This window comes from Oscillibacter sp. 1-3 (assembly GCF_000403435.2).
Taxonomy (GTDB): Bacteria; Bacillota; Clostridia; order Oscillospirales; family Oscillospiraceae; genus Oscillibacter.
On the sequence record NZ_KE159703.1, the window covers coordinates 1,203,793 to 1,229,860 of the forward strand.

Annotated in this window: 24 protein-coding genes and 1 pseudogene; 12 read left to right on the forward strand and 13 right to left on the reverse strand. The window is 51.0% G+C overall.

All coding sequences use genetic code 11. The annotated features are described in order from the left end of the window. The first annotated feature begins 13 nt into the window (after window positions 1–13). Both C816_RS05790 and C816_RS05795 read left to right on the forward strand, forming a co-directional pair. Entirely contained in the window at window positions 14–721 is a 708-nt protein-coding gene (locus C816_RS05790) for an aspartate racemase/maleate isomerase family protein (protein ID WP_016321483.1), read from the forward strand. A gap of 6 nt (window positions 722–727) precedes the next feature. Continuing rightward, window positions 728–2,059 (forward strand): sigma 54-interacting transcriptional regulator, encoded by a 1,332-nt coding sequence (locus C816_RS05795; protein ID WP_016321484.1) that lies wholly within the window; start codon window positions 728–730, stop codon window positions 2,057–2,059. A gap of 723 nt (window positions 2,060–2,782) precedes the next feature. Here C816_RS05795 and lpdA read toward each other — a convergent pair. The 10 genes from lpdA to iorA all read right to left on the reverse strand — a co-directional run bounded on the left by lpdA (window position 2,783) and on the right by iorA (window position 14,849). Beyond that, window positions 2,783–4,186: a dihydrolipoyl dehydrogenase gene (gene lpdA, locus C816_RS05800; RefSeq protein WP_016321486.1), complete on the reverse strand. Its 1,404-nt coding sequence runs from the start codon at window positions 4,184–4,186 to the stop codon at window positions 2,783–2,785. Between the two features lie 19 nt (window positions 4,187–4,205). Further along, window positions 4,206–5,786: a dihydrolipoamide acetyltransferase family protein gene (locus C816_RS05805; RefSeq protein ID WP_016321487.1), complete on the reverse strand. Its 1,581-nt coding sequence runs from the start codon at window positions 5,784–5,786 to the stop codon at window positions 4,206–4,208. 69 nt (window positions 5,787–5,855) lie between these two features. After that, window positions 5,856–6,836 carry an alpha-ketoacid dehydrogenase subunit beta gene (locus tag C816_RS05810; protein WP_016321488.1) on the reverse strand — a complete coding sequence of 327 codons (981 nt, stop codon included), beginning with the start codon at window positions 6,834–6,836 and terminating at the stop codon, window positions 5,856–5,858. Window positions 6,837–6,853: 17 nt separating this feature from the next. Continuing rightward, a complete protein-coding gene (locus tag C816_RS05815) occupies window positions 6,854–7,819 on the reverse strand; it encodes a thiamine pyrophosphate-dependent dehydrogenase E1 component subunit alpha (protein WP_016321489.1) in 966 nt (321 codons plus the stop codon). 56 nt (window positions 7,820–7,875) lie between these two features. After that, on the reverse strand, window positions 7,876–9,153 hold the full coding sequence (locus C816_RS05820; RefSeq protein WP_016321490.1) for a TRAP transporter large permease: 1,278 nt from the start codon (window positions 9,151–9,153) through the stop codon (window positions 7,876–7,878). Continuing rightward, entirely contained in the window at window positions 9,150–9,638 is a 489-nt protein-coding gene (locus tag C816_RS05825) for a TRAP transporter small permease (RefSeq protein ID WP_016321491.1), read from the reverse strand. Before C816_RS05825 ends, C816_RS05820 begins: the two co-directional genes overlap by 4 nt. Before the next feature lie 155 nt (window positions 9,639–9,793). Continuing rightward, window positions 9,794–10,852 (reverse strand): DctP family TRAP transporter solute-binding subunit, encoded by a 1,059-nt coding sequence (locus tag C816_RS05830; protein WP_016321492.1) that lies wholly within the window; start codon window positions 10,850–10,852, stop codon window positions 9,794–9,796. A gap of 317 nt (window positions 10,853–11,169) precedes the next feature. Then, complete coding sequence (locus tag C816_RS05835) at window positions 11,170–12,501, reverse strand: butyryl-CoA--acetate CoA-transferase (protein WP_016321493.1); 1,332 nt, start codon at window positions 12,499–12,501, stop codon at window positions 11,170–11,172. 18 nt (window positions 12,502–12,519) lie between these two features. Continuing rightward, complete coding sequence (locus tag C816_RS05840; RefSeq protein WP_016321494.1) at window positions 12,520–13,092, reverse strand: indolepyruvate oxidoreductase subunit beta; 573 nt, start codon at window positions 13,090–13,092, stop codon at window positions 12,520–12,522. A gap of 2 nt (window positions 13,093–13,094) precedes the next feature. After that, window positions 13,095–14,849 (reverse strand): indolepyruvate ferredoxin oxidoreductase subunit alpha, encoded by a 1,755-nt coding sequence (gene iorA / locus C816_RS05845; RefSeq protein WP_016321495.1) that lies wholly within the window; start codon window positions 14,847–14,849, stop codon window positions 13,095–13,097. A gap of 146 nt (window positions 14,850–14,995) precedes the next feature. Here iorA and C816_RS21610 point away from each other — a divergent pair, with 146 nt between their 5' ends. Continuing rightward, the gene (locus C816_RS21610; protein WP_016321496.1) at window positions 14,996–15,916 is read left to right on the forward strand and encodes a LysR family transcriptional regulator; all 921 of its coding nucleotides are present in this window, start codon (window positions 14,996–14,998) and stop codon (window positions 15,914–15,916) included. 206 nt (window positions 15,917–16,122) lie between these two features. Here C816_RS21610 and C816_RS05855 read toward each other — a convergent pair whose 3' ends face one another. Next, a complete protein-coding gene (locus C816_RS05855; protein ID WP_040654664.1) occupies window positions 16,123–16,782 on the reverse strand; it encodes a Crp/Fnr family transcriptional regulator in 660 nt (219 codons plus the stop codon). Window positions 16,783–17,697: 915 nt separating this feature from the next. On the opposite strand from C816_RS05855, the gene C816_RS05860 reads away from it, so the two are divergent. From C816_RS05860 to C816_RS05890, 6 genes and pseudogenes are all read left to right on the forward strand, one after another. Further along, window positions 17,698–18,201, forward strand: a complete 504-nt coding sequence (locus C816_RS05860) for an RNA polymerase sigma factor (RefSeq protein ID WP_016321498.1) — start codon at window positions 17,698–17,700, stop codon at window positions 18,199–18,201. After that, entirely contained in the window at window positions 18,191–19,102 is a 912-nt protein-coding gene (locus C816_RS21615; RefSeq protein ID WP_016321499.1) for an anti-sigma factor family protein, read from the forward strand. The genes C816_RS05860 and C816_RS21615 overlap by 11 nt, the downstream gene beginning before the upstream one ends. A 443-nt stretch (window positions 19,103–19,545) precedes the next feature. Further along, window positions 19,546–20,763: a hypothetical protein gene (locus tag C816_RS05875; RefSeq protein WP_016321501.1), complete on the forward strand. Its 1,218-nt coding sequence runs from the start codon at window positions 19,546–19,548 to the stop codon at window positions 20,761–20,763. Then, window positions 20,760–21,431, forward strand: a complete 672-nt coding sequence (locus C816_RS05880) for an ABC transporter ATP-binding protein (RefSeq protein WP_016321502.1) — start codon at window positions 20,760–20,762, stop codon at window positions 21,429–21,431. Before C816_RS05875 ends, C816_RS05880 begins: the two co-directional genes overlap by 4 nt. 1 nt (window position 21,432) lies before the next feature. After that, window positions 21,433–21,588, forward strand: coding sequence for a hypothetical protein (locus C816_RS24200; protein WP_016321503.1), 156 nt, complete (start codon window positions 21,433–21,435; stop codon window positions 21,586–21,588). Between the two features lie 131 nt (window positions 21,589–21,719). Next, window positions 21,720–22,190: pseudogene (locus tag C816_RS05890) on the forward strand (transposase); the annotation flags it as partial. On the opposite strand, the gene C816_RS22475 reads toward C816_RS05890, so the two are convergent. Continuing rightward, a complete protein-coding gene (locus C816_RS22475; protein ID WP_371254360.1) occupies window positions 22,114–22,461 on the reverse strand; it encodes a transposase in 348 nt (115 codons plus the stop codon). The pseudogene C816_RS05890 and the gene C816_RS22475 overlap by 77 nt on opposite strands. Here C816_RS22475 and C816_RS24790 point away from each other — a divergent pair. The 3 genes from C816_RS24790 to C816_RS05905 all read left to right on the forward strand — a co-directional run bounded on the left by C816_RS24790 (window position 22,423) and on the right by C816_RS05905 (window position 24,718). Next, window positions 22,423–22,710: a hypothetical protein gene (locus C816_RS24790; protein WP_242832147.1), complete on the forward strand. Its 288-nt coding sequence runs from the start codon at window positions 22,423–22,425 to the stop codon at window positions 22,708–22,710. The two genes, C816_RS22475 and C816_RS24790, sit on opposite strands and share 39 nt — an antisense overlap. A 147-nt stretch (window positions 22,711–22,857) precedes the next feature. After that, a complete protein-coding gene (locus tag C816_RS05900) occupies window positions 22,858–23,082 on the forward strand; it encodes a helix-turn-helix domain-containing protein (protein ID WP_016321505.1) in 225 nt (74 codons plus the stop codon). Further along, window positions 23,054–24,718, forward strand: a complete 1,665-nt coding sequence (locus C816_RS05905; protein ID WP_016321506.1) for an Eco57I restriction-modification methylase domain-containing protein — start codon at window positions 23,054–23,056, stop codon at window positions 24,716–24,718. Before C816_RS05900 ends, C816_RS05905 begins: the two co-directional genes overlap by 29 nt. A gap of 36 nt (window positions 24,719–24,754) precedes the next feature. Here C816_RS05905 and C816_RS21620 read toward each other — a convergent pair whose 3' ends face one another. After that, the gene (locus tag C816_RS21620; protein WP_016321507.1) at window positions 24,755–25,939 is read right to left on the reverse strand and encodes a phospholipase D family protein; all 1,185 of its coding nucleotides are present in this window, start codon (window positions 25,937–25,939) and stop codon (window positions 24,755–24,757) included. Window positions 25,940–26,068: the final 129 nt, after the last annotated feature.

A 26,068-nucleotide genomic window follows, 5' to 3' on the forward strand; every position in this document is an offset into this window, starting at 1 on the left:
TCGGAGAAACGATATGGGATACGAGAAACAAATTGGCATTATCGTGCCGTCATCGGGAATAGTCACCGAGATGCTGTTCCACCGCTATGCGCCGCCTTATATCGGCATTTCCACGGCGCGCGTAAAATTCAACCACATCTCTTTTCAGGGCTTGAGTGATATGCTGGAGCTGGTTGGCGGTGTAGCGGCAGATTTATGCTGCGTGGAGCCGAATATCATTGTTTTCAGCAGCATTATGGCGGGAGCGATTAATGGAAAATCGATCACGAATATTGTGGAGCAGTCCTCGGGCACCCCTTGTATTACGGGGTTTTATGCGATGCTGGAGGCAATCCATATGCTTGGGATCAAACGCCCTGCCGTCATCTCCCCCCACACCGAAGAGCTGAATTTGCTGTTTAAGCGGAAGATGCTTCAAAACGGGGTGCGAATTGGGAATATATACCAGCTTTCGCATCCGGGGATTGAGAGCAGCATCCGCATGATGGAACAGATTTGTATGGAGGATATTCTGAAGTCCTTGCAGAATGTGAACCTTGCCGACGCGGATGCGCTGATTTTGAACACGGCCTGTACGCAGGGGATCGACAGGCTGAAGGATATAGAGTCCTCTCTTGGCATACCGGTTCTTCAAGGCGATCAGGTCTCTTTGTGGAGCGCTCTGCGCGCAATCCATGACACGACTAATATCCCGAATCTTGGACGAATTTTTGAGGTATAGAAGTCCATGGAAAATAACAATAAATTATCAAGGCGGGAGCGCGTATACCAGCAGTTGTCTGAACTGACACAGCAGATTACGCTCAAACGCATCAACAGCGCTGACTTCCGGGAATATGACGCTGCCGGCATCGGAAAGTGTTTGAATATCACTATGAATAACACCTGTATGGAGTTGAACGCGCTGGTAAAAGACGGTCTCGTAGTGAAAATTTTAGGACGTCCGGTCTATTTCTTTGCCAAGGAGGATTTGGAAAAGGTTACCGGCGTTAACGTCTCTCAATGTATTTGGGAAAATTACGCCCAATTTAAGGAGGCCCTCAATGCGCCGGAGCCCCCATATGCGGAGGGAAAATATCAGCGGCCGGAGGCGGACAGCCGCAGGCAGCCGTTACTGGGCAAAAGCTTTGCCGGCTTTGTTGGCGCGGATCAGAGTTTGAAAAAGTGCATTGACCAGGCAAAATCGGCTATTTTGTATCCGCCGAATGGTTTGCATACGCTGATTACCGGCGAAACAGGAACCGGCAAGTCGCATTTTGCGGAGGCGATGTATGACTTTGCCGTGGAAACAGGCCTTTTGGACAGCGGCGCAAAGTTCGTGATCTACAATTGCGCCAGTTATTCTGAAAATCCGCAGCTGCTTCTCTCTCAGCTTTTCGGCTATAAAAAGGGGGCGTTTACCGGCGCGGACAAGGATACGCCCGGAATCATCGACCAGGCGGATGGCGGCGTCCTGTTTCTGGATGAGGCCCACCGGTTATCTCCGGAGGGACAGGAAAAAATGTTTTTGCTGATCGACAAGGGAATTTTTCAGCGCCTCGGCGAGACCCGGGATTACCGGCGGGCAAAAATCCGAATTATCGCAGCGACCACAGAAGATCCCCAAAACGCGCTGCTGTCTACGTTTTTGCGGCGCATAGCGGTAGCAATCAATATTCCTCCCCTGGAAAAACGAAGTTTTGATGAACGGATACAGTTTGTGTTTCGTTTTTTGTGGGAAGAGTCCGAAAATATCGGAAAACCGTTCTGCGTAGATCTGGAGGTTATAAAGGCGCTGACTCTATACAAGTGTCAGGGAAATATCGGACAAATCCGGGGAGATATACGCTGCCTCTGTGCCAGCGCCTATTTGGACTATTATTGTCAAGATCCCAAGGCGGAACAAGTGGTGATCGAGCTGACACATCTGCCGGACAGCGTAGAGCGCGGATTATGTGAGGTGTCTTTTTCAGGAAACGCTCTATTCCGGCGATATGTGTTTTATCAAAATCCTTTTACCATTGTGGATGCGGCCAAAGGCGACTATGAAAGTCTGGTATGTCAAATTGCAGACGTCTAGGCCTTGTTTGAAAAAAGTCAAAACGCCCAAACGGTGGATCTTTATCCGGCACTCTACGTTAAATGTTCTTGCCGGGCGTCAGCCCGCCTGCAAAAATTTGCCTTGATTGGCGAAAACATCTCTCGCCGTTGGGCATTCCGCCATTTTTCAAACATGGCCTAGGGAGGAATAGCGGCGGCAGCGGCTGCGGGCATGACAGTAAAGCACCTGCCCGGTCTTCAAACAGGAAAACTCCGACTTGCCGGCGCCAGTGTCCGTTTCAAAACCGGCAGGATGGCGGATTGACGCTCGCGGCGTATTCCGGCGCCGTTCCGCCGGCTTGTGCATGGGATGACCAATATTTGTTCCGGCGTTCCAGCAGACCTACGTGAGCATCCATTATGGTCCGGATTGCAGGACGGTATCACCGGATGAATATGAACGAAAACTCCGTCGCGATAGCGGACTGGATTACAGACTGTTACGGCAGACGGGACTGCGCGTATGTTTATCGGCTGCGTCTCTGGCACAAACTGTATTTGTCGCCTCCCGGCTGGGTACTGCCCTGGCGAGTGATCTGCGTGCAGCCGGCGCCCCGTAAGATGTCATGATGCAGTCAGGAAGCAAGCTTACAGCTTGCTTCCTGACTGCATCATTTTGACTGGAAAGAATTCTTTTGTTGATAAGGAGGAAAACGACAAGGCCGGCAGTCCGCTGCTGTTCCATTGCCGCAGCGGATTTCGCTCAGCGGTGCGAGACAATATGTACTGCCCGTCCCAACACATCCAGCGCGGCTTCCCGCATGGTCTCGCTGACGGTGGGGTGGGAGTGAATCGTGGAGATCAGTTCATCCATCGTGGCCTCTACGCGGATTGCTAAGGCTCCCTCGGCGATCAAATCGGTCGCCCGGGGCCCGATAATGTGCATGCCCAGCACTTCGCCGTACTGTTTCCCCGCAATGATCTTTACAAGGCCCTCTCCGCCGTTAAGGATCAGCGCCTTGCCGTTTGCTGTCATGGGGAACTTGCCCGCGATGTAGTCAATGCCTTTGGCTCGCGCCTGCTCCTCCGTGAGACCCACAGAGGCCGCCTCCGGTTCCATATATACACAGGTAGGGTTTGTGCTCTCATCGTATACGGCAGAAATCCCCATAATATTCTCTGCGGCCACCTCGCCCATTGCGCTGGCCGTGTGGGCCAACTGGGCATACCCCTTCACGCAGTCGCCGATAGCGTATACGCCGGAGATATTGGTCTCCATCTTCTCATTGACCAGGATATAGCCTTTTTCATGCCTGATGCCGCAGGCATCCAGATGCAGAGAATCGGTATTCGCCCGCCGGCCTGTCGCCACAAGGACCTTCTCCGCCTCAAAGCTCACTGTTTCACCGGCTTTGTTCCGGCAGACGACCTTTGCGCCCGCGGGAGAGGCCTCCACAGCCTGCACGGGACACTCCAGATGAAACTCCATCCCCATCTTCTTCATATGGGCCACGCCCACCTTCGTCAGATCGCCGTCCAGCATGGGCAGCATGTGGTCCATTGCCTCCACCACGGTGATCCTGGTGCCGAAGGCCGCATAGGCGCAGGCCAGCTCCAGGCCGATGACGCCTCCGCCAATCACCACCATGGACTTGGGCAGGGTCTCCAAAGACAGCGCGCCGGTGGAGTCGATGCAATTGGGGTTTTCCCTCATGCCCGGGATGGGGGGGACCGCGTTAACAGAGCCGACAGCCAGGATATACGCGTCCGCAGCCAGATCCTCCTCCGTCCCGTCGCTTTTCAGGACCTTCATCCGGCGCGGCCCTCCAAAATAGGCCTCGCCGTCGATCTTTTTGACCTTGTTGGCTTTCAGAAGCCCGGCGACTCCGCCTGTCAGCTTTTGGGAAATCGCATTCTTGTGCCGGATCACCTGCGGAAAATTCACCCGTACGTCAGATGCCTCGACGCCGATTTCCTCTCCCTGCTCCTTAAGCGCAGAGACAAGCTCGGCGCTGTGCAGCAGGCATTTGGTGGGGATACAGCCAACGTTCAGACACGTTCCGCCAAGATACTGCTTTTCCACCAGCACCACATCCGCTCCCAGCTGAGCGGCACGGATTGCGGCGACATACCCGCCGGGGCCGCCGCCGACAATTGCAATTTTCATGATCTGTATTCCTCCATACTCAAGCCAGAATCATCTCCGGATGCTCAATATAATACTGGGTATCCTTGAGAATCCGGCCGACCTCCAAGCCGTCCAAAATCTGATGATCAAAGGTCAGAAACACATTCATCATAGAACGGGGAACAATGGAGTCATCCGGCATCACAACCGCTTTGCGCACCGTTCTGCCAAATCCGAAGATGGCGGTTTGAGGCGGATTGATCACAGGCGTTCCAATATCGATGGGGAACATGCCCACATTGGTGATTGTACAGGTTCCGCCGGCCTGCTCGTCAGGCTGCAGCTTCCTTTCTTTTGCGCGAGCCGCCAGATCCCGGACCCTCTCGCTGATCTCACGCAGGCTCAACTGATCGATGTTCTTTACCACCGGCACCAGCAGGCCGTCCTCAGCGCCCACAGCCACGCAGAGGTGGACATGCTTATGTGTATAAAGGGTCTTTCCGTCAAATGTGGCGTTTGCGTATGGATGCTTCGGGAGGATCTTGCCAAGCATTTTGCACAGCAGATCGTTCACCGTGATCTTGCAGCCGAGCACATCCTTGTCCTCCACCAGCTTTGCACGCAAAGACAAAAGCTCGGTTGCGTCGACTTCGCACACACAGGTGCTCTGCGCCATTTGCTGCATACTGTTGAACATATTGCGGGCAATCGTCTTGCGGACCCCGGTCCAGGGGATCTCCGTCACCTCATCCTCGACAGAGGGAACCGCAGCAGCAGCCCGGGGGCGGTCCAAATACGCTTTGACGTCTTTGGCGACAATGCGCATACCGTTTGGCCCGCCGGAGGGCGCAACAGCCGCCAGATCGATTCCCGCTTCACGCGCCATCTTCTTCGCCAAGCCGGAGGCGCGGATTCTCCCTGTCACAGGCGGCGCCTCGGGGGCGGCGGCGCTTGTGTGCACACAGGTGGGGCAGTTTCTTGCGCAGCCCTTTTCCGCTTCGCCGTCTTCCGCGGAGGAATGAGCGGCCGCGGCGGCGCCGTTGGAAGCGATCAGCTGTTCATACTGCTCTTTGGTGTCCGTCACATAGGCAATGGGAGCGCCCACCTGGATGGTCTCGCCCTCCTGAGCGACAATGTGCAGGAATCCGCCGTGCACGATCTCGTATTCAATGGAGTTCTTCTCATTTTCATACTCCATGACGGCCTGGCCCTTGACCACCTCCGTTCCCTCTGGAACGATCCACCTTGTAATCGTGCCCTCCACCATAGTTAAGCCGGCGCGCGGCATCTCAATCTCGGTAACAGCGCCGTCGGCTGCGGCGGCAGGCGCCGGTGCGGCTGGTGCGGCCGGTGCGGCAGGCGCCGGCGCAGCTCCGCCTTTGACGATTGCGTCATATTCCGCCTGATCGTCGGCCAGAACAGCAATGAGCGCTCCGACCTTGACAGTGTCGCCTTCCTTGGCAAGAATGTGAAGAGTTCCGGATGACAGCGCCTCGTACTCGATCATATTTTTTTCATTCTCGTACTCCATGATCGTGTCGCCCTTGTTAACATGTGCGCCCTCGGCGGCTTTCCAGGTGCCGATTGTTCCTTCCACCATGGTCAGGCCAGCCCGGGGCATTACGATTTCAACGCTCATAATTCAAAATCCTGCCAGGACCCTTCCGGGTCCTGAACATGCTCCTCCTTCTCAAATGATTTGATCCGATCAAAGCATTCCACGGATCGTCTCCACGATGTTGTTGGCGTCCGGAATGGAATAATGCTCCATAGAAATGTTGTAAGGCATGGGGACATCCAAAGCGGCAATCCGCGCTACAGGACCGTCCAATTCGTCATACAACTCCTCCTGGAACTGCGCCGCCAGTTCCGCTCCAATACCGGCTGTCTTATTGCCCTCTTCGACAATGGCCGCCCGATGGGTCTTGCGAATAGACTGGTAGATGGTGTCTTTGTCCAGGGGAGCAATGGTGCGGGGGTCGACCACTTCCACCGAGATTCCCTCCGCAGCCAGTTTTTCCGCTGCCTCCAGCGCCCGCGGAACCATCAGGCCAATCGCAACCAGAGTAACGTCCGTCCCCGCGCGTTTGACATCGGCCAGCCCCAGGGGGATGGTGTAATCGCTGTTATAAATTTCGTCAGGGATCTCCTGCTTGGACTGATAGAGCAGCTTCGGTTCACAGAAAAGCACGGGGTTGTCGGACCGGATCGCGGACTTCAAAAGGCCCTTCGCATCGTAGGCGCAGGACGGGGTCACAATCGTCAGACCGGGGGAGTGCATGAACAGGCTCTCCACGCAGTTGGAGTGCTCGGAGCCCGCGCCGTTCGCACTGCCGGAGGCGTTGCGGATCACCAGCGGCAGCTTATACTCAGGCCCGTGCATATATCTCCATTTCGCAACGCAGTGGTAAATTTCGGCGAAGCAGACCGTCGTAAAGTCCGAGTACATCAGCTCAATGCAGGGACGCAGGCCGGTCTCAGCCGCGCCGATGGCGCTTCCAATAATTGCCGTTTCGGTAATGGGGGTGTTGCGGACCCGCTTGGGTCCATATTCCTCCAGCATTCCGCGGGTGAGGCCAAAAATATTGCCGAACTCAGCGACATCCTCGCCATAAATGATGACCTTGCTGTCTCTGCGCATCTCCTCATTCAGCGCGTCGCTGATTGCTCTGCCAAATGTGACTTTCATATTTTCATCCTCCCCTATCAGACATAAAGAAAATCATAAATTTCATCAGCTGTCATCTCAGGAGCAGCCTCAGCATGCGCGATGGCCTCTTCCATTTTGCTGTCGAAGTCCTCTCGCATCTTCTTCGCCTGTTCTGCCGTCAGGACCCCCTGCTCGATCAAGGTCTTTTCAAAATTCTTGACGCAGTCCTTCTCCTGAATCCACTTCTCCGTAACCGCCGGGTCCCGGTAGGCGCACTGGTCGCCCTCAAAGTGGCCTCTCCAGCGGTAGCATTTGCACTCGATCACCGCCGGGCCGTTACCGGCGCGGACGCTTTCAACGATTTTGGACGCGCCCTCATAAGTCTGCAAAACGTCTGTGCCGTCTACCACCACAGAGGGCATATTATAGCCCGCCGCCTTGTCGGCCAGGACATTGGGAACCGAGGAGGAATAGACGGCCGGCGTAGAAATAGCGAATTCGTTATTGACGCAGACGAAGACCACCGGCAGCTTCCAGTCGGCAGCCAGAACCATCGCCTCGTAGACGGGGCCGCGGTTTGCCGCGCCGTCTCCTACGAAGAAGAAGGCGACATTGTCCCGTCCTTCCGCCTCAATCGTCATTGCCGCGCCGACGGGAATGGCCGCGTCGCAGCCAAGCGTACCGGACATGCCCAGGACGCCGTCGCACAGTCTGCCCAAATGGTTAATGCCGCCGCGTCCCCCGGAGTTGCCGGTTTTCTTCGCCAGAATTTCGCCAAAGAAGGTGTCAAGAGGATCGCCGACAAGATACGCCGAAGCAACGACCCGATGGGGCAGCTTAAAATAGTCTCCCGGTTTTCTTGTGGCCAGCACGCCCGCGAAGGCGGCTTCCTGCCCTGTGCCGCTGTGGATATGTCCGGGCACTCTGCTCTCGGCATAGAGGTCCGTCATCTTTACCTCTAACAGCCGTGTCTCCAAAATGTCTTTGTAGAGCTTCAGAAGAAAATCATTTTCGTATTTCATAGTAACCTCCTCAATTCCGTAAAATTTTTAATGAAAAGATCGGATGTAACAGGCGCTTAGCCGGCCAGATGCAGAATTCCAACCGACAGCTGAGGGACAAATGTCAGCAGAAGCAGGACGATGATTCCGCCGAGCACAAAGGGGATCACCTTCTTCACCAAGCTGGAGACCGTGACGCCCGCAATTCCCGCGCCCACATAGAGGTTGATTCCAATCGGCGGCGTAATCAGGCCAATCGCAATGTTCACTGTGATGAAAACGCCGGCCTGTACCAGATCCACATCCAACGCCTGCAGAATCGGCAGAATCACGGGCAGGAAAATGTAATAGGCGGAGCTTCCGTCCAAAAAGCAACCGGCGATCAAAAAGACCACGTTTACCAGCAGGAGCAGAATAATTTTATTATTGGAAATAGACATCATCGCGTCGGACAAGTCCGTCGCCACATGCGAGGTCGTCAAAATCCACGCGAAAACCGACGCGCAGGCGACCACATACATGACTGTGGCGGAGGAAATCGCCGCGCTCCGCAAAACTGTCAGGATATTTTTCATCGTAATCTTTTTGTAGATAAAGATACCCACAATCAGTCCGTAAATCACGGCTACCGCGGCCGCCTCCGTGGGTGTAAAGATGCCGCCGTAAATGCCGCCCAGGATGATAACCGGCATCAGCAGTCCCCAGAAGGCATCCTTGAAGGCGTCCCATCTCTCCTTTCCGCTGGCCGGCTCGTGACGAATGATCTCGTGATTGTTTCTGGAGAGCCATACGGCGACAACGATATAGGAAACCCCCAGCAAAATGCCGGGAATGATTCCGGCGAGGAACAAATCGCTGACGGACACGTTCACAATCGAGGCGTACACCACATAACCGATGCTCGGCGGAATGATGATGCCGATTGCTCCTGACGCGCTTACCAGGACAGAGGACATTCCCCTGTCGTATTTCGCGTCCACCATGGCGGGAATCAGAATTCCGCCCAGAGCGGCCACAGCCGCCGCGCCGGAGCCGGAGATCGCCGCAAAAAAACAGGAGGTTATAACGACCACCGTAATCAGGCCGCTTTTCCGATGGCCCACACAGGTATCCGCAAAGTGAATCAGTTTTTCGGAGATACCCGCGTACTCCATAATGGCGCCTGCCAGCACGAAAAAGGGAACCGCCAGCAGGGCATACTTACAGACGGAGGCGTAGATCGTATCCGGAAGCATCCCCAAGTCGAAGCCGCTGGCCAGCAGCCCGACAACGGAGGACAGTCCCAAAGAAATACAAATTGGAACACCTAAAATCAACAATACGGCAAAGGAACCAAATAGTAAAATTCCAGTCATGTGTTCTGCCTCTCTTTCCTCAGGGTTGCCAGAAATCCCTCAACCGAGCGTATAATCATGAAAAACGCTCCAATCGGAACGGCGGCCCCCTGAAGGGCTTGGGGGATATGCAATGTCGGCAGTATTCCATTGAACGAGATCTGGTTTGTTACCATTTTAATTCCGGTAACAAAGAGCAGAATGCTGAACAGTACATTAAAGATCAGAATTACCGTACCCAGGATAATATGCCGGGTCTTTCCTCCGGACTCTGAGAGCAGGCCCATGTTAAAATGGCTCCCGCGCTTAAAAGCAATGGCGGCGCCCGCCATGGTGGCCCACAGAAACAGCAGCAGCGTCAGCTCATCCGCCCAGGCGAGAGGGTGCCTGAACACAAATCTGCCCACCACATTGGCAAAATTGATGACTGCCATAATCAGGATAATGACTGCCGCGGCCGTCTCCTCGAGATGCTCCCAAACATACTTGAATCCCTTTTTGTCCATGTACATCTCCTTCTTATACTCTCAACCTATTCAAGGTGACATATTGCAGGCGGGACTGTTGCAAAGCCAGCTTTCGCAACAGTCCCATCATCGGTTACTTTATTAATGAAAACCTGCGAAAAATGAAACTATTTGATGATAGGAGGAGATCTCTGTCAGTTGAATTCATAGCCAAAAGCGGCATAGACGTCCTCGCCCATGGTGTCCCGGTACTTTTCATACACAGAGGCGCAGGCCTCCGCAAAGGCCGCCTGCTGTTCAGCGGTCAGCTCTGTAATCTGCACGCCGGCATCCTCGACGATCTTCCTGAAGCCGTCGTCGGCCTCGCGGGAGGCGGCAATCTCAGCCGCGCAGGCCTCCTTGCCGCACTCTTCGAAGATTGCCTTGTCCTCGTCGCTCAGGCTGTCCCAGACCTTGCCGCTGGCGTTGATTACAAAAATGTCGTAGGAGTAGTTCCACATGGTGACATACTTCTGCACTTCCTCGAACTTGCCGGTCACCATGGCGCTCAGGGGATTCTCCTGACCGTCGATGGTTCCCTGCTGCAAAGCCGTGTAAACCTCAGAGAAGCTCATGGGAGAGGCGCTGGCGTCCATCGCGGCGAACGCGTCGATCAGCATGGAGGTCTGCGGAACACGGAACTTCATGCCCTTGATGTCGTCCGGGGTGAGAATCTCCTTTTTGGAGTTGGACAGCTGCCGGAAGCCCTGCTCCAGAATGCCCAGCGTGTGGACGCCCTTCTCTCCCAGCCAGCCCTCAATCAGCTTGTAGCCCTCGGACTCGGGGTCCAGAACCAGCTTGTCCGCCTCATCATAGCTGGAAAACAGGAACGGCGTGCTGACCACCTGAATTTGGGGCACATACGTCCCCCAAAGGGAGCCCGCGTGCATTCCAATATCAATGGTGCCGTTCATGGTCATTTCCACGGCCTTCATCTGCTCGCCGGAGGAAAGCTGGTCGTTGGTATAGATCTCGATTTCATAGCGGCCTTCCGTCCGCTCCTCTACCAGCCGCTTAAACTCCGAAAGAGCGACATATGTAGGAGACGTCTCGTTGCCGCTCATGCCGGCTTTCAGAGTGATCGTCCCCGCGCTGCCCGAGCCTTGTCCGCTGCCGGAGTCCCCTCCACTGTTAGAATTGCCAGGACTGCCGCCGCATGCCGCTAAAGAGAGAAGCATGAGGAAGACCAACATCATTGCTAAAAACTTCTTCATAAAAATCCTCCGCTTTTAGATTTTTTGAGCATTGCATATACAGCAATGCTCAAATTGTATTGTGTATTATAGCATGGTTCCCTTTTTTTATTTGTATAATTTTATTCATTTCAAATGGAATAAATCCAAATTTTTACCCCAATCTCCGTCACTTTTCACAATGGCACATCCACAGCCCTGGGCCGCCGCGGCAGCGGACGCCCGGCTGTTTTTAAGCGGATTTTCAGCTCGGACCGACATACATTTCAAACGGGTCCGGCGGCAGTTATCTGCCGCCGGACCCGTTTGAAATGTACGTATTCCCGGTGCCTCCGGTATTATCGTCTGTTGGAGTTCCGCCAGATCTTCTGCCGCTCGGCGGCGGCGATCAGCTCCTCCCGGAAATCCGGGTGAGCGATTGAGATGAGCCGCTCCGCCCGCTCCCAGACAGAACGGCCCGCCAGATTCACAGCTCCATATTCCGTGACAAGGTAGTAGGCCTGGCTGCGGGGATCGGTGACGATGTCTCCGCCGAAGTGAGGAAGGACGCGGGAACGGCGGACGCCGGTCTTATCTGTAAAGGAGGACGTCATACAGATAAAAGCCTTTCCCCCCTTTGACATCGCCGCGCCGGTGAGATAATCCAGCTGGCCGCCGGTTCCACTGATCTGCCGCAGTCCCGCGCTTTCAGCGCAGACCTGTCCATAGAGGTCCGCGGCGATACAGCTGTTGATGGAGATCATGTTGTCCAGCTGCGCGATAACCTCCGGCGCGTTGACGTATTCCAGCGGGGCGGCCACGACGCCGGGATTCTGATCCACCCAGTCGTACAGCGCGCGGGACCCAAAGACAATGCCGGTCATTCCCTTGTGGCGGTGAATGTTTTTGCGGGCGTTTGTCAGCTTTCCGGCCCGGAAGAGTTCATAATAGGCGTCGCCGCACAGCTCTGTGTGCATTCCCAGGTCCTTCAAATCCGACTGGGCCAGCAGGGAGCCTACCACATTGGGCATACCGCCGATGCCCAGCTGCAAGGCGGCGCCGGAGGGAATATGCGGAATCAGGAGCTCCGCGATCTTTCGATCCTCGTTTGTGGGCGGAGCAACCGGAAACTGCGGCAGGGGCGCATGCTCGCCCTCCACCACATAGTCCACGTCGCTGAGGTGAATGGACTCGTCGAAGCCGCCCAGAATGCGGGGCAGGTGCTCGTTGACCTCCAGAATGACAATATCCGCCTTTTCCAGGATGCCGCGGGCGATGCCGGAGGCGCAGGAGAGGTTGAAATACCCGTGCCTATCCATGGGAGGGACGCACATCATGGCCACATTCACCGTGAGAAAATGCCGGTAATAGGGCACGACATTGCGAAAAATCATGGGGATATAGCTGCACTGTCCCCTGTCGCAGAGCTTTCGCTCATAGGCGGAACAGTGCCAAGAGTTGTAGGTGAAGTGCTCCCGGCCGGGATCGCACTCCACGATCCGGATCGGGCCAAAGCACAGGTTGCCCCGTACCTTTACGTCGGTCAGCTCGTCCCTGCGCGCTGCCAGAGCCTGGTCCAGCAGGGTGGGAAAGCACACATTGGAGGTGTAATCCACCCAGTCGCCGCTTTTCACGGCCTTGACGGCCTCCTGCGGGGTCCGGAGCTTCTGCCGGTATTCTTCAAGCAGCATTCTGTGCACCTCCGTTTATCAAACGGCTTCCCGGCCCGCCCGGTATGCCGCCAAATTCAGCTCCAGAGATCGGGGGGGCACGGTATCGCGGATCACGGCCTCCCAATCAATGCCGTCCATCTCAAGGGCCCGCGTCATGGCGCCAAACAGCACTACGTTCATACATTTGGCATTCCCCAGGCCGATGGCAATCTGCCCGGCGTTCAGGGTAAAGCACTTAAAGTTGGCCTCCATGGCCTCCAGACAGCCCTCCGGGTACTGGCACAGCCCTGCGGCGATGGTGGAGGAGGGGATCTCATAGTCGTTGATGACGGCTGCGCCGTCGGGTTTGAGAAACGCGGCGCAGCGGACAGCCTCCATCTTCTCGAAGGCCACCACGATGTCCGCGGCGCCTTGGCCGATCACAGGGGAATAGACCTTGTCGCCCCAGTGTACCTGGGTGGAGACGCTTCCGCCCCGCTGGCTCATTCCATGGACCTCGGACATTTTCACATCGCAGCCCGCCCGCATCAGGCCCGCTGCCAGGATCTTTGCCGTAAGAATGGCTCCCTGACCGCCGACGCCTGCCAAAAGCGCACTTTTCCGTTCCATACTCAGCTCTCCTTTCTGGTGATTGCGCCCACAGGACAGACCTGGGCGCAGACGGTGCAGCCTACGCACTGGGTGGGATCGATAAAGGACTTGCCGCTCTTCATCATAACAGCGGGACAGCCCACCTTCAAACACTTTCTGCAGCCGATGCATACGCCGCTGTCCACATGGCAGAGGCCGGTGTCATGCTTGATCCGTTTAATCAGCAGGCAGGGGCGGCGGGTGATGACAGCGGCCGGCACCTGAGAGGCCAGCGCGTCGTCTATGGCCTTCTGCATGGCGGCCAGATCCTGCGGATCTACAATGATAATATTCTGATAGCCATAGGCCCTCAGCACATCCTCGATTTTGATGGCGGCAGCTGTGCCGCCCTGGAGAGTATAGCCGCTGCCGGGGTTATCCTGGTGGCCGGTCATGCCGGTGATGGAGTTATCCAGCACTACGGGAATCATATTTCCCTGATTGTAGAGAATCTCGGCGGCGCCGGTCATGCCGCTGTGAAAAAACGTGGAGTCCCCCAGAACGCCAAAGACCTTTTTTTCAGTCTGCCCGGTCACCTTAAAGGCCTTGGACATCCCCATCCCGACGGAGAATCCGCCTCCCATGCAGACGCAGGTATCCATGGCGTTCAGCGGAGGCGCCGCGCCCAGGGTATAGCAGCCGATGTCGCCTGTAATAACAAAGTCTTTCCCCTTGGACATAGTGTAGAAAAATCCCCGGTGCGGACAGCCCGGGCACAGAGCCGGCGGCCGGGATACCGCCGATACCGGCAGCTCCTTGACCTGCGGCTTGACGCCGAATACCATCTCCCGCAGCCGCTGAGGATTCAGCTCATAAAGACGGCTGACCAGCTCCTTTCCGGTGCAGGGGATGCCGGCGGCCTTGATCTGTTCCTCCATGAAGGGTTCCAGCTCTTCGATGATGTACAGTTTTTCCACCTTTGAGGCAAACTCCCGGATCAATTTCATTGGGAGGGGATGGGTCAGCCCCAGCTTCAAAAACGAGGTGTCCTCCGGAAAGACATCCTTGGCGTACTGATACGCGACGGACGCGGTGATGACGCCCGCCTTGGTTCCTCTCAGCTCCATCCTGTTGAGCGGGGAGGTGCAGCCATATTCCTCCAGCGCCGCCAGATTCCGCTCTGCTTTTGGGTGATTTTCATAGGCGTTGGCGGGAGAGGAGACGAATTTCTTTTCATTCCGGCGGTAGGGAACTGCCGGGATTTCCTCCCGCGTGCCAAGGGTCACGATGCTCTTGGAGTGAGAGACGCGCGTGGTGGTACGATACAGCACGGGCATATCAAATCGCTCGGAGATACAATAGGCCTCTTTCAGGAAGTCGATGCATTCCTGGGAGTCGGAGGGCTCTATCAGCGCCAATCGGGCGGCCTTCGCGTAATATCGGTTGTCCTGTTCATTTTGGGAGGAATGCATACTGGGATCATCGGCCGTCACTACTACAAACCCGCGGCCCACGCCGTTGTAGGCGGCGGTAAAAAGAGGATCGGCCGCCACGTTCAGACCCACATGCTTCATGGCGCACAGGCTGCGGACGCCGGCAATGGCCGCGCCATAGGCCACTTCGGCGGCGACCTTTTCGTTGGGCGCCCATTCACAGTACAGGGCGTCTTGATATTGGGGAAGATTCTCAAAGATTTCTGTGCTGGGAGTGCCGGGATAAGCGGAGCACACCTGGACGCCCGCCTCGTACGCGCCGCGGGCAATCGCTTCATTTCCGGAAAGCAGATAACGTTCCATCTCATTTCCACCTTTCTGCAAGCGCATTCCGCCATGGGGGACGCTTGTTTTTATGCTCCTATTGTACAAACAGACTTGCAAAAATGGAAATATCATTGTAAAATGCATCCATAAGCGTTGGTTATGGATGAGGGAGATGAATCGGCATGACCATTACACAGATATTATACGTGCTGGAGACGGCGCGGCAGCATAATGTGTCCAAGGCGGCTGAGAACCTGTATGTCTCTCAGCCGGCCCTGTCCGCTCAGATCAAAAAATTGGAGGAAGAGCTGGGTTGTGAGCTGTTTCGGCGGGAGCACCAGGGCGTGTCCCTCACCGCGGCCGGCAGAACGTTTTGTGAGGCCTCCAAATCTGTGGAGGCGGCGTGGAAGAAGCTGCAGGAGGAGACCAAATATCTGCAAAATGCCGTTTGCCGCCAGGTGCGGATCGGCGTGGGGCCCCGGGCCTTTTCCACCGGGCTGGTGGATGCGCTGATCTTTTTTTTCAATCAGCACCCGGATACGGAGGTCGCCTTCATCACCGACAGCGGCGAGAACACGCTCGCAGCCCTGGAGAAACGGCAAATGGATCTGGCGATTGACCGCTTGCCGCCCGCTCCGCTGTTTCAGCACCAGGAGCGGTTCTCCGCCTTCACATTGCTGAAAGAGCGGCAGTGCGTGCTGCTTCCCCTGGAGGATTCGCGCTCTGGCTGGGAGAGTTTTCCCTTTCAAAAATTGCAGGGGGCAACGGTGGTGTCGGGCTCCGAAGGGTCCTTGGATGATCTGATCATGCGGGAAAACTGCCGAAAATACGGTGTGCAGCCCGGCAGAGTCTACCGTGCGGACAATCTGGACGCGGTGATGTCTTTGATCCAGCGCGGGAAGGGCATTGCCCTGGGGCCCCGGTCCTTTGCGAGACGGTATCAAGTTGCGGCCGTCCCCGTTCTGCCCGCAACAGAAGTTGATCTCTGCCTTATCTGCCTGCGGCAGAATCAGCGGAACTCCCTTGTTGTGCGTTTGAAACGGTACCTGCACGGCTATCTGTCCGCAAACCCCATGGAAGATCATCAGGAGGGACGGAAATAAAATGAGAGCTGCCAGCATGAGGAGCTGGTCAGCTCTGGAAGAAAGCGTACGCTTGTCCATAGGTTCTCCATAGGTTCAGCGGCGCTTTGACGGTTTGAAAGCAAACTCCGGCGCCCTGCCGGTAAGACCGTCCAAAATGTCCGTGCTCAAAAGCGCAAATATCCCGCCTGAGAGATGTCCGGACTTTTGGGAAATCCGGTGAGAGCTCAATCCGGCTTATCTGAAAAGAATCCGACGGAATTAAAAACCTCAGCCAGGCGGGAGGCAGACAGGATCTTGATGTGCCGGTAACCCAGCGAGAGGATCTTTTCCTTGGAAAAATCGTTGAGAATGCGGTTGACAGAAATCCGGTTGACCCCGGTGATGGCGGCAATCTGCTCGTGGGTATACGGGACGACGGTGCCTGAGCGCTTATAACAGGTATACAAAAAATATGCGATGCGTTTATTGCTCTCATGAAAATGGGAGCACAGGATATATTCATGATATAGAATAATTCGATCTATGACATGAGAGAACAGGGTTTCAAAGACCAATTCTTTAGACGGTACAACCTGCAAAAACTTTTCTGCCGAGAGTGTATAGAAGTCCAGAGGGGTGATTGCCTGCCCGTCCTGAATGATGACGGAGTTTGGAAGAAGCGCTTCATTATATATAACGTTGTTTTCGGAAATATAAAAGAGAGTAATGTCTTCACCGTCATAGCCGGCGCAAAAGGCTCGAATAATCCCTTTTGTAATGTACCAGAGTTCTGTTGCGGGACTCCCGCGCTCTAACAAATACTGATTTTTATCCAGGTGCCTCTCCGTGCCGTATGTCAAAAAAATATCTCGATATTGACTGGACGGACCCATGTTCTCTTCCATTCCAATTTACACCCCTATAAAACCATGTGATTAGAATTGCGGCTGACCGAAAAAACGCTTCAATGACCGCGGAATTTGCGATAGATCACCTTATCGTTGAGCTTACAAATATCTTTTTCCCGATGGTCTGTTCACGTTTAGCGTATGTAAACAGGCCCTGATATGATACGCCCATGACATATGCAGGGCGGGATCCGCATATTTGAAACAAAGCCTGCGGATGTTCGGAGGGCGCTTTCTAAAGAGCCTGATCGACAAAAGCAATAGGTGCAATTTTCCGCAGACCGTTTGGAAGAGGCGTGTTAAACGATTTCGCTTTTGGAGATTCTCGCGCAGAGTTACTTTCACTTCTTTTATCAGCATAGCATATATTGGCGGGTTTGTCGAGAATATAAGTCGTCCATAAAACACAAAAATTTCTCCTCATATTCCCATGCCCATGTCAAAGCGGCTGTTCCCTGTTAACGGGGCGGCCGTTTTTCTTTTCGCTCCAATCATTCAAATTTCCATCAAATTGCGGCTCCTCCGCAAACGGCCAAAGGGGGAAGGGCCCCGCTGGCAGCTATACTTGCCCAGGCGGATTTTTTCGCACTGACCTGTGAAAAGGAGGATCGAGTGGAGCTAGGGCTTAGGCCTTGTTTGAAAAAAGACGAAACGCCAAACGGTGGATCATTATCCGCCACTCTGCGTTAAATTTTCTTGCCGGGCGTTAGCCTACCTGCGAAAATTTGCCTTGATTGGCGAAAATATCTCTCGCCGTTGGGCATTCCGCCTTTTTTCAAACAAGGCCAAAATGTGCCATGAGGGGTATCCGCTCTACACAAGCCTATGTGGGAAAAATTGTTTTCAAAAATATTTCAAAAACCTTGTAAGATTTTTTGAAATGCGAAGTCTTATAAGGGAGGAGGTGAGAAAGTGGCAGGTTCCAAAGATGAATTTGAGGAAATCTATATAAGGTACTTTAATGATGTATTTCTCTTTCTTAAAAAGCTATCAAAAGACGAAGGTCTGGCGGAGGAGATCACAAGCGAAACATTCTTCAAAGCAATGCGCTCAATAGATGCTTTTTGCGGCGATACAGATATTCGCGTTTGGCTTTGTCAAATTGCAAAAAACTGTTACTTTTCTCACTTGAAAAAGCAACAAGGGCTTGTAGATATTGATGATATTGAATTTACAGATAACATAGACACCATTGAGGAACAGATAATAAACCGAAGTGATGCTATGCGAATACATCTGCTGTTGCACAATTTAGCCGAACCATATAAGGAAGTTTTTATGCTGCGGGTTTTTGGAGAGTTGAGTTTCAAGCAAATCGCAAAAATTTTCCAAAAGACAGATAACTGGGCCTGTGTCACTTATCACCGGGCAAGAAACAAAATATCGGAACAAATGGAGGCCAATAATGAGCGATAAATGCAATTTAATCAAAGACATACTTCCGCTTTATGTAGAAGATATGGTAAGTGCAGACACAAGGGAATTTGTTAGCAAACATCTTGAGCATTGCGCGGAGTGCCATGCGGAGTTTGAGCGTATGCAGAAAGCTACGCATTTCATCCCTGATGCTGCCCCTGATACTGATATTGTGCCGTTAAAAAGGGTAAAGAGGGACTTATTTATCAGGCGCTTGCAGACTATTTGCTTCACGGCGATCTTGGCCTGTGCTATCGTGACGATTATTTTCGGGATTTTGACATCACCTAAATTTTTCCCCTATTCTGATAACCTGCTCAATGTGATTGATGTCCCTGATGGGAGCGTTATCATCACCTTTGATAGCGAGGTGACAGGGTATAGCTGTAATGAAGTGTTTGACAATAAAGCAGAAACGGCAATTTATCGCATAAATGCTTGGACTACCACTTGGGACTTACATTTGTCTAATCGAGGAAAACAAAATATGGTGATACCTTTTGACCGTGAAACTGAAATTCAGATTTTCTATGCTCAAAATGATGGCTCCGAGGATGTACTGATCTATGGGGCAAATCAAAACACGGAAGAAAACGGCGTAACCCTGCCAAGGCTGATCCTGATGCCGTATTTCCTATTAGCTTTTCTTGCCCTACTTGTCCTTGCAATTCTACGAGTGCTATTAAGAAATAAGCAAGCAATCGCTGTTTGGATTGACAGGGCTATACCGTTCCCGATTTCCTATATGGCAGCGCAGCTTTGCACAAAAGGATTTAACTTCACGACATATTCATCGCAACGAGATTTTTGTATTATTATCCTGGTTGCTATACTGCTTTATTTTGCAATGCTGACGGGAAAATCTCTTTATAAAGCAAAGCTGAACACTTCGAGGCGATAGAGGAAAAGGCATGAAAAAATCTCTGTTTAGGTTAACGGATATGTTCGAGCTAAGTATTGTATATATTTTTTGCTTTTCTCTCAATTTGCTTTTGGATTATGCAAGGGCTTTGGATTTGGACGCCTATATTCTAAAGGCTTTTTTGAAAAATTTCATTGATTACCAGCCATTGATTGTTTTGCTGTTTACATTCATTGTGATAGTGTTCCATTATCAAATGCTGGAGAGGAAAAAGACAGAAATATTTTGCAGAATACTTGTAGGCGGTACTGTGTTTAGCATCACCATTCGATATGTGCTGGACTGTCTCACAGTACTAATTTTCGTTAATCTTTTATCGGCTTTGGTAAATCTCCATTTTGGTTTCAATTTAGCCAACAATTTTTATTTAGTCCCTATTTTTGTCACATACATACTAATCAGCGCAAGGCGGGTACGGAAATATGAAAATATTTAAGTTCATTGTTTCAAAGATATTTTTGAGAAAAGCGATACTTGGTATCGGTATCATGCTGTTGCTTCTCATGGCGAATTACATAACCTTTACTGCTGCTCGTTCCATTTTGTCAACATTTCAAGGGTATCAGGAAACAAAGTATGTAAATCAAGAGGGAGTTTACATCGCCAACTTAGACCCAAACAGTCATATTGATATGAGCATAGTTCGCGAAAGCGGAACACAAGCAGTATACGACTATTTGAACAGCAGCTTTAAGTATGCTTTTTATACAGACGGGTTTATCGTATCTGTTCCCAACGGCGATGATATGAAAATATCATTGGGCTATCTGAACGAGCAGTATTATAGATTAAATGAATTTGAACTTTCACAAGGGACAGATTTGGGCTTTGATTACCAATTAGACGGGGAAATCCCTGTTTTAATAGGAAAAGGGTTAAGCAAAACATATCCCGTTGGAGCAACAATAGAACTGGAAGAATCTGTTCTTGGTCGGCCTTTGACGCTAAAGGTTCAGGGCGTGTTGAAGCAAAACGCCTGCCACTCTAATTTCTATGCCCTCAACTCTAAGGCATACTATAATTTCTCAATCCTCTTTCCAGTGAATGAGGAATTTATCAATCATGCGAACATGGACATCAAATTTAATGGCCTCATGGACATTATACTTTTGGACACCTCAAAAGAAGAAATAGCGGATTTGAGTGAGGTTATCAAAGATAATTTGGGTCTAAGTTTCAATTTCTTTAGCCAAAAGGAAAACTACGATTATTTCAACGAATACTATCTTCACTCACTAAAAATTATATTCATAACGACCATTATTCTGCTGATCGTCATAACTTGTCTTTCTGTTTGGAACGCATTGGTTAGTGTTCGCTTAATGCTGAAAGACTTTACGATCAATCTGTTGGTTGGATTAAGCTACTCAAAGCTGAAAAGAATTTTTTATGGTTACTTTGGGATGCTCTCCTTTGTTAATGTAGCACTGATTGCCACATTCACCGCTTTTAACCGATACGGGTGCTGGTTAAGGAAAGACGCTACCTTTGCCACTTACGGATTGTTTGGTTTGATAGGAATGGACTGGCTGGCTTTGTTGCTGGTTGTCGTTTCTGATATTGCTATCGGAATAATTGTTGTCGAAAGTATGTTGTGGAAAATCAAAAAGGTTCCAATCTCCTTGGGGGTATTGCAATGACGAAGATTATTGATCTAAGCGTTAAAGAAAAAATCTATAAGAGCAAAAAGGCGCAGATTTCAATACTAAATGATTTTAGGCTTGAAGTCACCGCCGGTGAAAAAATCGCTATTGTAGGAGAATCGGGAGCAGGCAAGAGTTCTTTGCTCAATATCATGGGATTGCTTGATCGAAATTATTCCGGTGAATATACGCTTTTCGGTTCTCCGACAGATCAGTTACATACAAGTCAGTTGGCGCAATGGCGAAATCAACGGATTGGCTTTGTTCTTCAAGAGTCAGCGCTCATTAACTCTTTGACGGTTGAAGATAACATCAAACTGCCGTTTCTTTATGCCAGCCCTGACAAAAAGGGTGCCGGGGAGATTGAGGATTTCGATACTGTCGTCAGCGCGATTGGGATCAGATACATACTAAAAAAGAAACCTCTTGAATGTTCCGGCGGAGAAAGAGCCAGAGCCGTATTTGCCAGAGGAATCATCATGAAACCTCAAATTATTTTGGCAGATGAACCTACGGCATCCCTGGATGTGGAGAACAGAGAAAGAATTGTAACCTTGCTTTTTAGCATGAACAAAGAGTTTAACACCACCATCATTACTGTAACTCATGATTTGGAAATAGCCAATCGCCATAATAGAGTAATCCGTCTTGAAAGGAGTAAATAAAATGGGATTTTTTGCAATGATTGCGTCAATGCTGCTGGGGATATTGTTTGTTGCAATCGGGATTTCCCGCAGAAAGCAAAAGGGGTGGCCTATCATCCTTATCGCACTCGGAATTGTGTTTGTCCTCATTGCGGTTTATTTGGGATGGCCTAAATAGAAGTCAATAAAAACCAAGTCTGCCCAGCGGCAGAAAAGAAAAAAACGCTGCTGGGCAGGCCGATTCCTCATGTCCAAACGCTCTTTCCAGCGGCGGTTTTGATTATTCAAAGCCGCCGTTTTTATATCCACCGGCGGGAGAGCAGTGTAGAGGAGGCTCTCATCGAAATGTACCTGGCCGGCGTCTCGGTGCGCCGGGTAGAGGACATCACGGAGGCTCTGTGGGGAAGCAAGGTGTCCCCGGCCACCATCAGCGAGCTGAATAAGAAACCATATATCCACATTGAGGATTGGCGGAATCGTCCCTTGCAGTGTGGCCGCTACCCTTACGTCTATGTGGACGGCATCTACCTGCGCCGCAACTGGGGCGGAGAGTACGGAAATGTAGCTATTCTGGTGGCAATTGCGGTAAATGAGGACGGATACCGTGAGGTTTTGGGTGCTGCTGAGGGTATGAAGGAGGACAAGGCCAGCTGGGTGAACTTCTTCCAGTGGCTCCGCAGTCGTGGCTTGGATGGGGTGAAGCTCATTGTTGGGGACAAGTGCCTGGGAATGCTGGAAGCGGTGGGCGAGGTGTTCCCCGAAGCCAAGTACCAGCGCTGCCATCCGGGAAGCAGCCCACCACGCGGGTGCGGCGGCGGATTCCCCGGTTGAGCCGTTCTATGACGTTATTGGTACGGATGCGCGTCCAGTGTTCGCGGGGAAAATCGCAGTAGGTAAGCGTCTCTTCAATACCATCTTCTACCTTCTTGGCGGCTTCTTTCAGTTTCGTGGAACGAAGTTCCTCTACGACTGCTTTCACTTTCTCCCGGGCAGCTTTCGTGTTCTCTTGAGCATGGATTGCCTTGAGCATCTTAGCTGCCAGCTTTACCATTCTGTGAACAGTATTAAAAAGTCCTTGACAACTCGTCACAGGGTCAGCGCGAATTTGCAGATTGGCAGGGAGCACATGGAAAAACTGAATAAATGGGTAAAAACATCAGAGCCACACCATCACGGTGAAACCGTCTTTGAAATAATAGGTGTTCGTCCAATGTCCATCTGGAGCAAACGCCCACTTTCGAACCTTGGCCATGGAGGGGGGAAGATTTCATTTGCAGCAGAAAAAACTTTATTGCACTAAGGTTTCCTGAGTTTTCCCAGTTTTTATTGGGTGATCCTGACCCGTAAAGAGAATTATATATTCGTTCTCGTATTTTCTATCCGAAAACGCAGAGATTATGTTGCTCTTCTGGAGTATCTATGTTATCATGGCTTATGAGGTGACTATATGGCTGTCAGCTATAAAAAGCTATGGAAACTGTTGATCGACAGAGATATGAAGAAGAAAGATCTTCAAAAATTGTCCGGTATCAGCGCATCTTCTGTTGCCAAATTAGGGCGAAACGAAACCGTGACAACACAAGTCCTTGAAAAAATATGTGTTGCGCTGAACTGCGAACTTAGCGATATTGCGGAAATTCGTAATGACCGCAAAGAAGGTACCGGTGAATAATATGAATTTCAAAGCAAATGAAGATGAGAAAAAACTGAAAGGCAGTTATTATACACCGGATTGGTTAGCAGGCTTTGTCGCGCGTTGGATAAAATATTATAGCGTTTGCTCTGTCCTTGAACCCAGTTGTGGAGACGGTGTTTTTTTTGACGCGGTCATAAGAGAATCGTCCGTTAAAAAATTAGAATTACTCGGTTTTGATATTGACTCTTGTGCTCTTGATACATGCCGCAGGAAATCATTTGTGTCGAACGCCACGCTGTCTTTACATCATCAAGATTTTCTTGCGTGGGCAATTGATAATATACAGTCTAAATCACCGCAAAAATTTGATGCGGTTGTGGGCAATCCTCCTTTTGTAAGATACCAGTATCTTGAAAAGGAGCAGCAGGCAAATGCTCAGAAGATATTTGACTTGCTGGAGATGAAGTTTACCAAACACACAAATTTGTGGATTCCCTTTGTGGTCAGTTCTATAGAGTTTCTTGTTCCGGGCGGTGTGATCGGAATGGTCATTCCATCGGAAATCCTCCATGTGCTATATGCGCAGGGCCTTCGAAAATATTTATTGTCATCGTGCAGTAAAATACTTCTGATTGATCCAGAGGATCTTTGGTTTGATAACACCCTGCAGGGCGCTATGCTGCTTATGGCCCAGAAGAAGGGTGACCCTGGCGAGGAATCCCATGTTGGTATTATTCGCACAAGGGGAGTTGATTTTGCAAATGGCAATCCGTATGAGCTTTTTGAACATGCGGAGTATATTCCCGGACATTTACTGCCTGAAAAGTGGACGTATGCACTCTTGTCCAAAGAAGAATTTGCCGCTTACAAAAGAGTATGTACATCTGATGCAATGTTTGCGTTCCGTGAACTTGCCAATGTAGACGTGGGTATTGTGACTGGAGCCAACAAATTTTTTCTCGTATCTGATGCAGTCGTTCAACGGTACTCTTTATCTGCAAAGGCCCATCCCATGTTTGGCCGCAGCGAACACTGTCCGGGAATTATTTATGATTATAATCAGCACAATGAAAATAGAGAGAAGGGATACCCAAGCAACTTTTTATACTTTGACAGTGAGCAGGATGGCGATGTATATGGGGAGTATTTAGCGATTGGCATCTCCCAAAATATTCCGTCACGGTACAAGTGCCGGATCAGAAGTCCCTGGTATAAAGTGCCCTCCGTGTTCTCCACTCCTGTGAGTATGCTTAAGCGGAGTAATGGAATGCCCAGATTAATATTAAACAGGATGAACGCATACACAACGGATACCGCTTATCGCATTACGCCGGATGTAGATGTTGACGCCGCAACACTTGTGGTCTGTTTTTTGAATTCCGTTACTGCTTTGAGTGCGGAGCTTGAAGGCCGTTTTTATGGCGGCGGGGTTCTGGAACTGGTCCCCTCTGAAATTGAACGCCTAACTGTACCGTATATGGAGGGTGTGGGGCAAAATATTGATGAGCTGAATAAAGACGTCCGTCAGATGGAGGGAAGGACACTTTTAGAAAAACAAGATGAACTCTTATTTTCAAATATTTCTGACATAGACATGGCTGACATCGCTATTTTGAGAAAAGCACTTTTTAGATTGCAGCTGCGCCGTCAACGAATTGCCACAGATAGATAATAAAATGATGCTGCCGCTTTAGGGCAGCATCATTTGTTATTCATCGTCGTCAAATATCAAGGTATAGACATTGCTTCCTTCTTCTGGCGCATAAAGCGTAAGAATGCAGCCCAGCAGATCCTCGTGTGCAATTAACGGTTTAACGGTTGTGCCCCAATGGATTTGCGTCATACTATTGTGCTGTTCGTACGCCCGGGTGTCTGTTCTTGAATTGTGGGAGAGCCGCAGCTCGTGGACCCCGTAATCGACACCTTTAATGATGATGTTAAATCTGCACAGACAACGTTCCATGTGAGCGGTAGCTGGGGCAGTATCATGTACCCAATTTTCGCTGGCAAATACAATTCCTCTAAAATAACTCCGCGGATCAATGTCCTGTGTTTCATCTCCCTTTTTGAATAACATAGATCCTGTTGGATTCGTTCCTGCCGCTGTTGGGATATTTAGATCCCGCCGGGTCAAGCCACGGCTTTTCCAAAGAAGCCGGTCATTTCTAACCGTGACAATTCCTGTTGGAGAACCTTGAATTTGGACTCTTTCGGTATTCTGCCGCACGGTGCGGGTGATTCCTGGAAGGGTTCTTGTGCGCAGCTGCATTCTCCTGCGGATATCTGTCCGTGCGAAACCGGTTGCCCTCATTCGGGTACGATACTGTGTATTATTTTGGTCAATTAATATTCCCTGCGTCACAAATGTGTCCAGGTCAGTTTCGGGAGAAATTTGAAATACATTTTCAGGAAACCTTGAAAGCAATTCTTCAAATGAATTCAGTATCTTATCTGTAACGTTTACCTCATTGGGGTCATGCATATTCAATTCCGCGTATAGACTGGCTTCAATGTTCCTGATCAATCCCCCTGTCGTCGCGTTTGCGCTGCCAATGATCAAACGGGCCTGTTCAGCATTGCGAGTCAAATATACTTTGGGATGGAATATAAAAGCCTGTGTTGCCGTATCAACCAGAATGGGACAGATGCCGTCACTGACAAGCGTTTGGATTGCCTGTAAAGTTGTGACATCGTTCCGGACGCCTACAAACACCTTTATGCGATCAGAAAGCGGCGCTACCATTTCCGCGATGATACTTGCTCCGGCCGCGTTCATAAATGCAGAAGCAACAATGCCGGTCGTTACATTGGGCAACGAAAAAACATGATGTGTAGACGCAAAGTGATCTTCTGTAGCGGATAATCCTTGAAGAATAAAATCTAAGTCTGCCATATATGTCCCCGCCTTCTATATAATTTTTAACATAAGTATAACATGGAGAGAAGCAATAGTAAATGATTATCTCGTTTTCTGTGTTCAAAATCCCGCATTTTCAAATTTTATTTTCACTTTTTACGTTTT

What these genes read in the sequence shown, in the direction of transcription:
- C816_RS05790 (WP_016321483.1), top strand. Translation starts at nt 14, where the DNA reads ATGGGATACGAGAAACAAATTGGCATTATCGTGCCGTCATCGGGAATA.
- C816_RS05795 (WP_016321484.1), top strand. Translation starts at nt 728, where the DNA reads ATGGAAAATAACAATAAATTATCAAGGCGGGAGCGCGTATACCAGCAG.
- lpdA (WP_016321486.1), bottom strand. Translation starts at nt 4,186, where the DNA reads ATGAAAATTGCAATTGTCGGCGGCGGCCCCGGCGGGTATGTCGCCGCA.
- C816_RS05805 (WP_016321487.1), bottom strand. Translation starts at nt 5,786, where the DNA reads ATGAGCGTTGAAATCGTAATGCCCCGGGCTGGCCTGACCATGGTGGAA.
- C816_RS05810 (WP_016321488.1), bottom strand. Translation starts at nt 6,836, where the DNA reads ATGAAAGTCACATTTGGCAGAGCAATCAGCGACGCGCTGAATGAGGAG.
- C816_RS05815 (WP_016321489.1), bottom strand. Translation starts at nt 7,819, where the DNA reads ATGAAATACGAAAATGATTTTCTTCTGAAGCTCTACAAAGACATTTTG.
- C816_RS05820 (WP_016321490.1), bottom strand. Translation starts at nt 9,153, where the DNA reads ATGACTGGAATTTTACTATTTGGTTCCTTTGCCGTATTGTTGATTTTA.
- C816_RS05825 (WP_016321491.1), bottom strand. Translation starts at nt 9,638, where the DNA reads ATGGACAAAAAGGGATTCAAGTATGTTTGGGAGCATCTCGAGGAGACG.
- C816_RS05830 (WP_016321492.1), bottom strand. Translation starts at nt 10,852, where the DNA reads ATGAAGAAGTTTTTAGCAATGATGTTGGTCTTCCTCATGCTTCTCTCT.
- C816_RS05835 (WP_016321493.1), bottom strand. Translation starts at nt 12,501, where the DNA reads ATGCTGCTTGAAGAATACCGGCAGAAGCTCCGGACCCCGCAGGAGGCC.
- C816_RS05840 (WP_016321494.1), bottom strand. Translation starts at nt 13,092, where the DNA reads ATGGAACGGAAAAGTGCGCTTTTGGCAGGCGTCGGCGGTCAGGGAGCC.
- iorA (WP_016321495.1), bottom strand. Translation starts at nt 14,849, where the DNA reads ATGGAACGTTATCTGCTTTCCGGAAATGAAGCGATTGCCCGCGGCGCG.
- C816_RS21610 (WP_016321496.1), top strand. Translation starts at nt 14,996, where the DNA reads ATGACCATTACACAGATATTATACGTGCTGGAGACGGCGCGGCAGCAT.
- C816_RS05855 (WP_040654664.1), bottom strand. Translation starts at nt 16,782, where the DNA reads ATGGAAGAGAACATGGGTCCGTCCAGTCAATATCGAGATATTTTTTTG.
- C816_RS21615 (WP_016321499.1), top strand. Translation starts at nt 18,191, where the DNA reads ATGAGCGATAAATGCAATTTAATCAAAGACATACTTCCGCTTTATGTA.
- C816_RS05875 (WP_016321501.1), top strand. Translation starts at nt 19,546, where the DNA reads ATGAAAATATTTAAGTTCATTGTTTCAAAGATATTTTTGAGAAAAGCG.
- C816_RS05880 (WP_016321502.1), top strand. Translation starts at nt 20,760, where the DNA reads ATGACGAAGATTATTGATCTAAGCGTTAAAGAAAAAATCTATAAGAGC.
- C816_RS24200 (WP_016321503.1), top strand. Translation starts at nt 21,433, where the DNA reads ATGGGATTTTTTGCAATGATTGCGTCAATGCTGCTGGGGATATTGTTT.
- C816_RS24790 (WP_242832147.1), top strand. Translation starts at nt 22,423, where the DNA reads ATGGATTGCCTTGAGCATCTTAGCTGCCAGCTTTACCATTCTGTGAAC.
- C816_RS22475 (WP_371254360.1), bottom strand. Translation starts at nt 22,461, where the DNA reads ATGGTAAAGCTGGCAGCTAAGATGCTCAAGGCAATCCATGCTCAAGAG.
- C816_RS05900 (WP_016321505.1), top strand. Translation starts at nt 22,858, where the DNA reads ATGGCTGTCAGCTATAAAAAGCTATGGAAACTGTTGATCGACAGAGAT.
- C816_RS05905 (WP_016321506.1), top strand. Translation starts at nt 23,054, where the DNA reads ATGACCGCAAAGAAGGTACCGGTGAATAATATGAATTTCAAAGCAAAT.
- C816_RS21620 (WP_016321507.1), bottom strand. Translation starts at nt 25,939, where the DNA reads ATGGCAGACTTAGATTTTATTCTTCAAGGATTATCCGCTACAGAAGAT.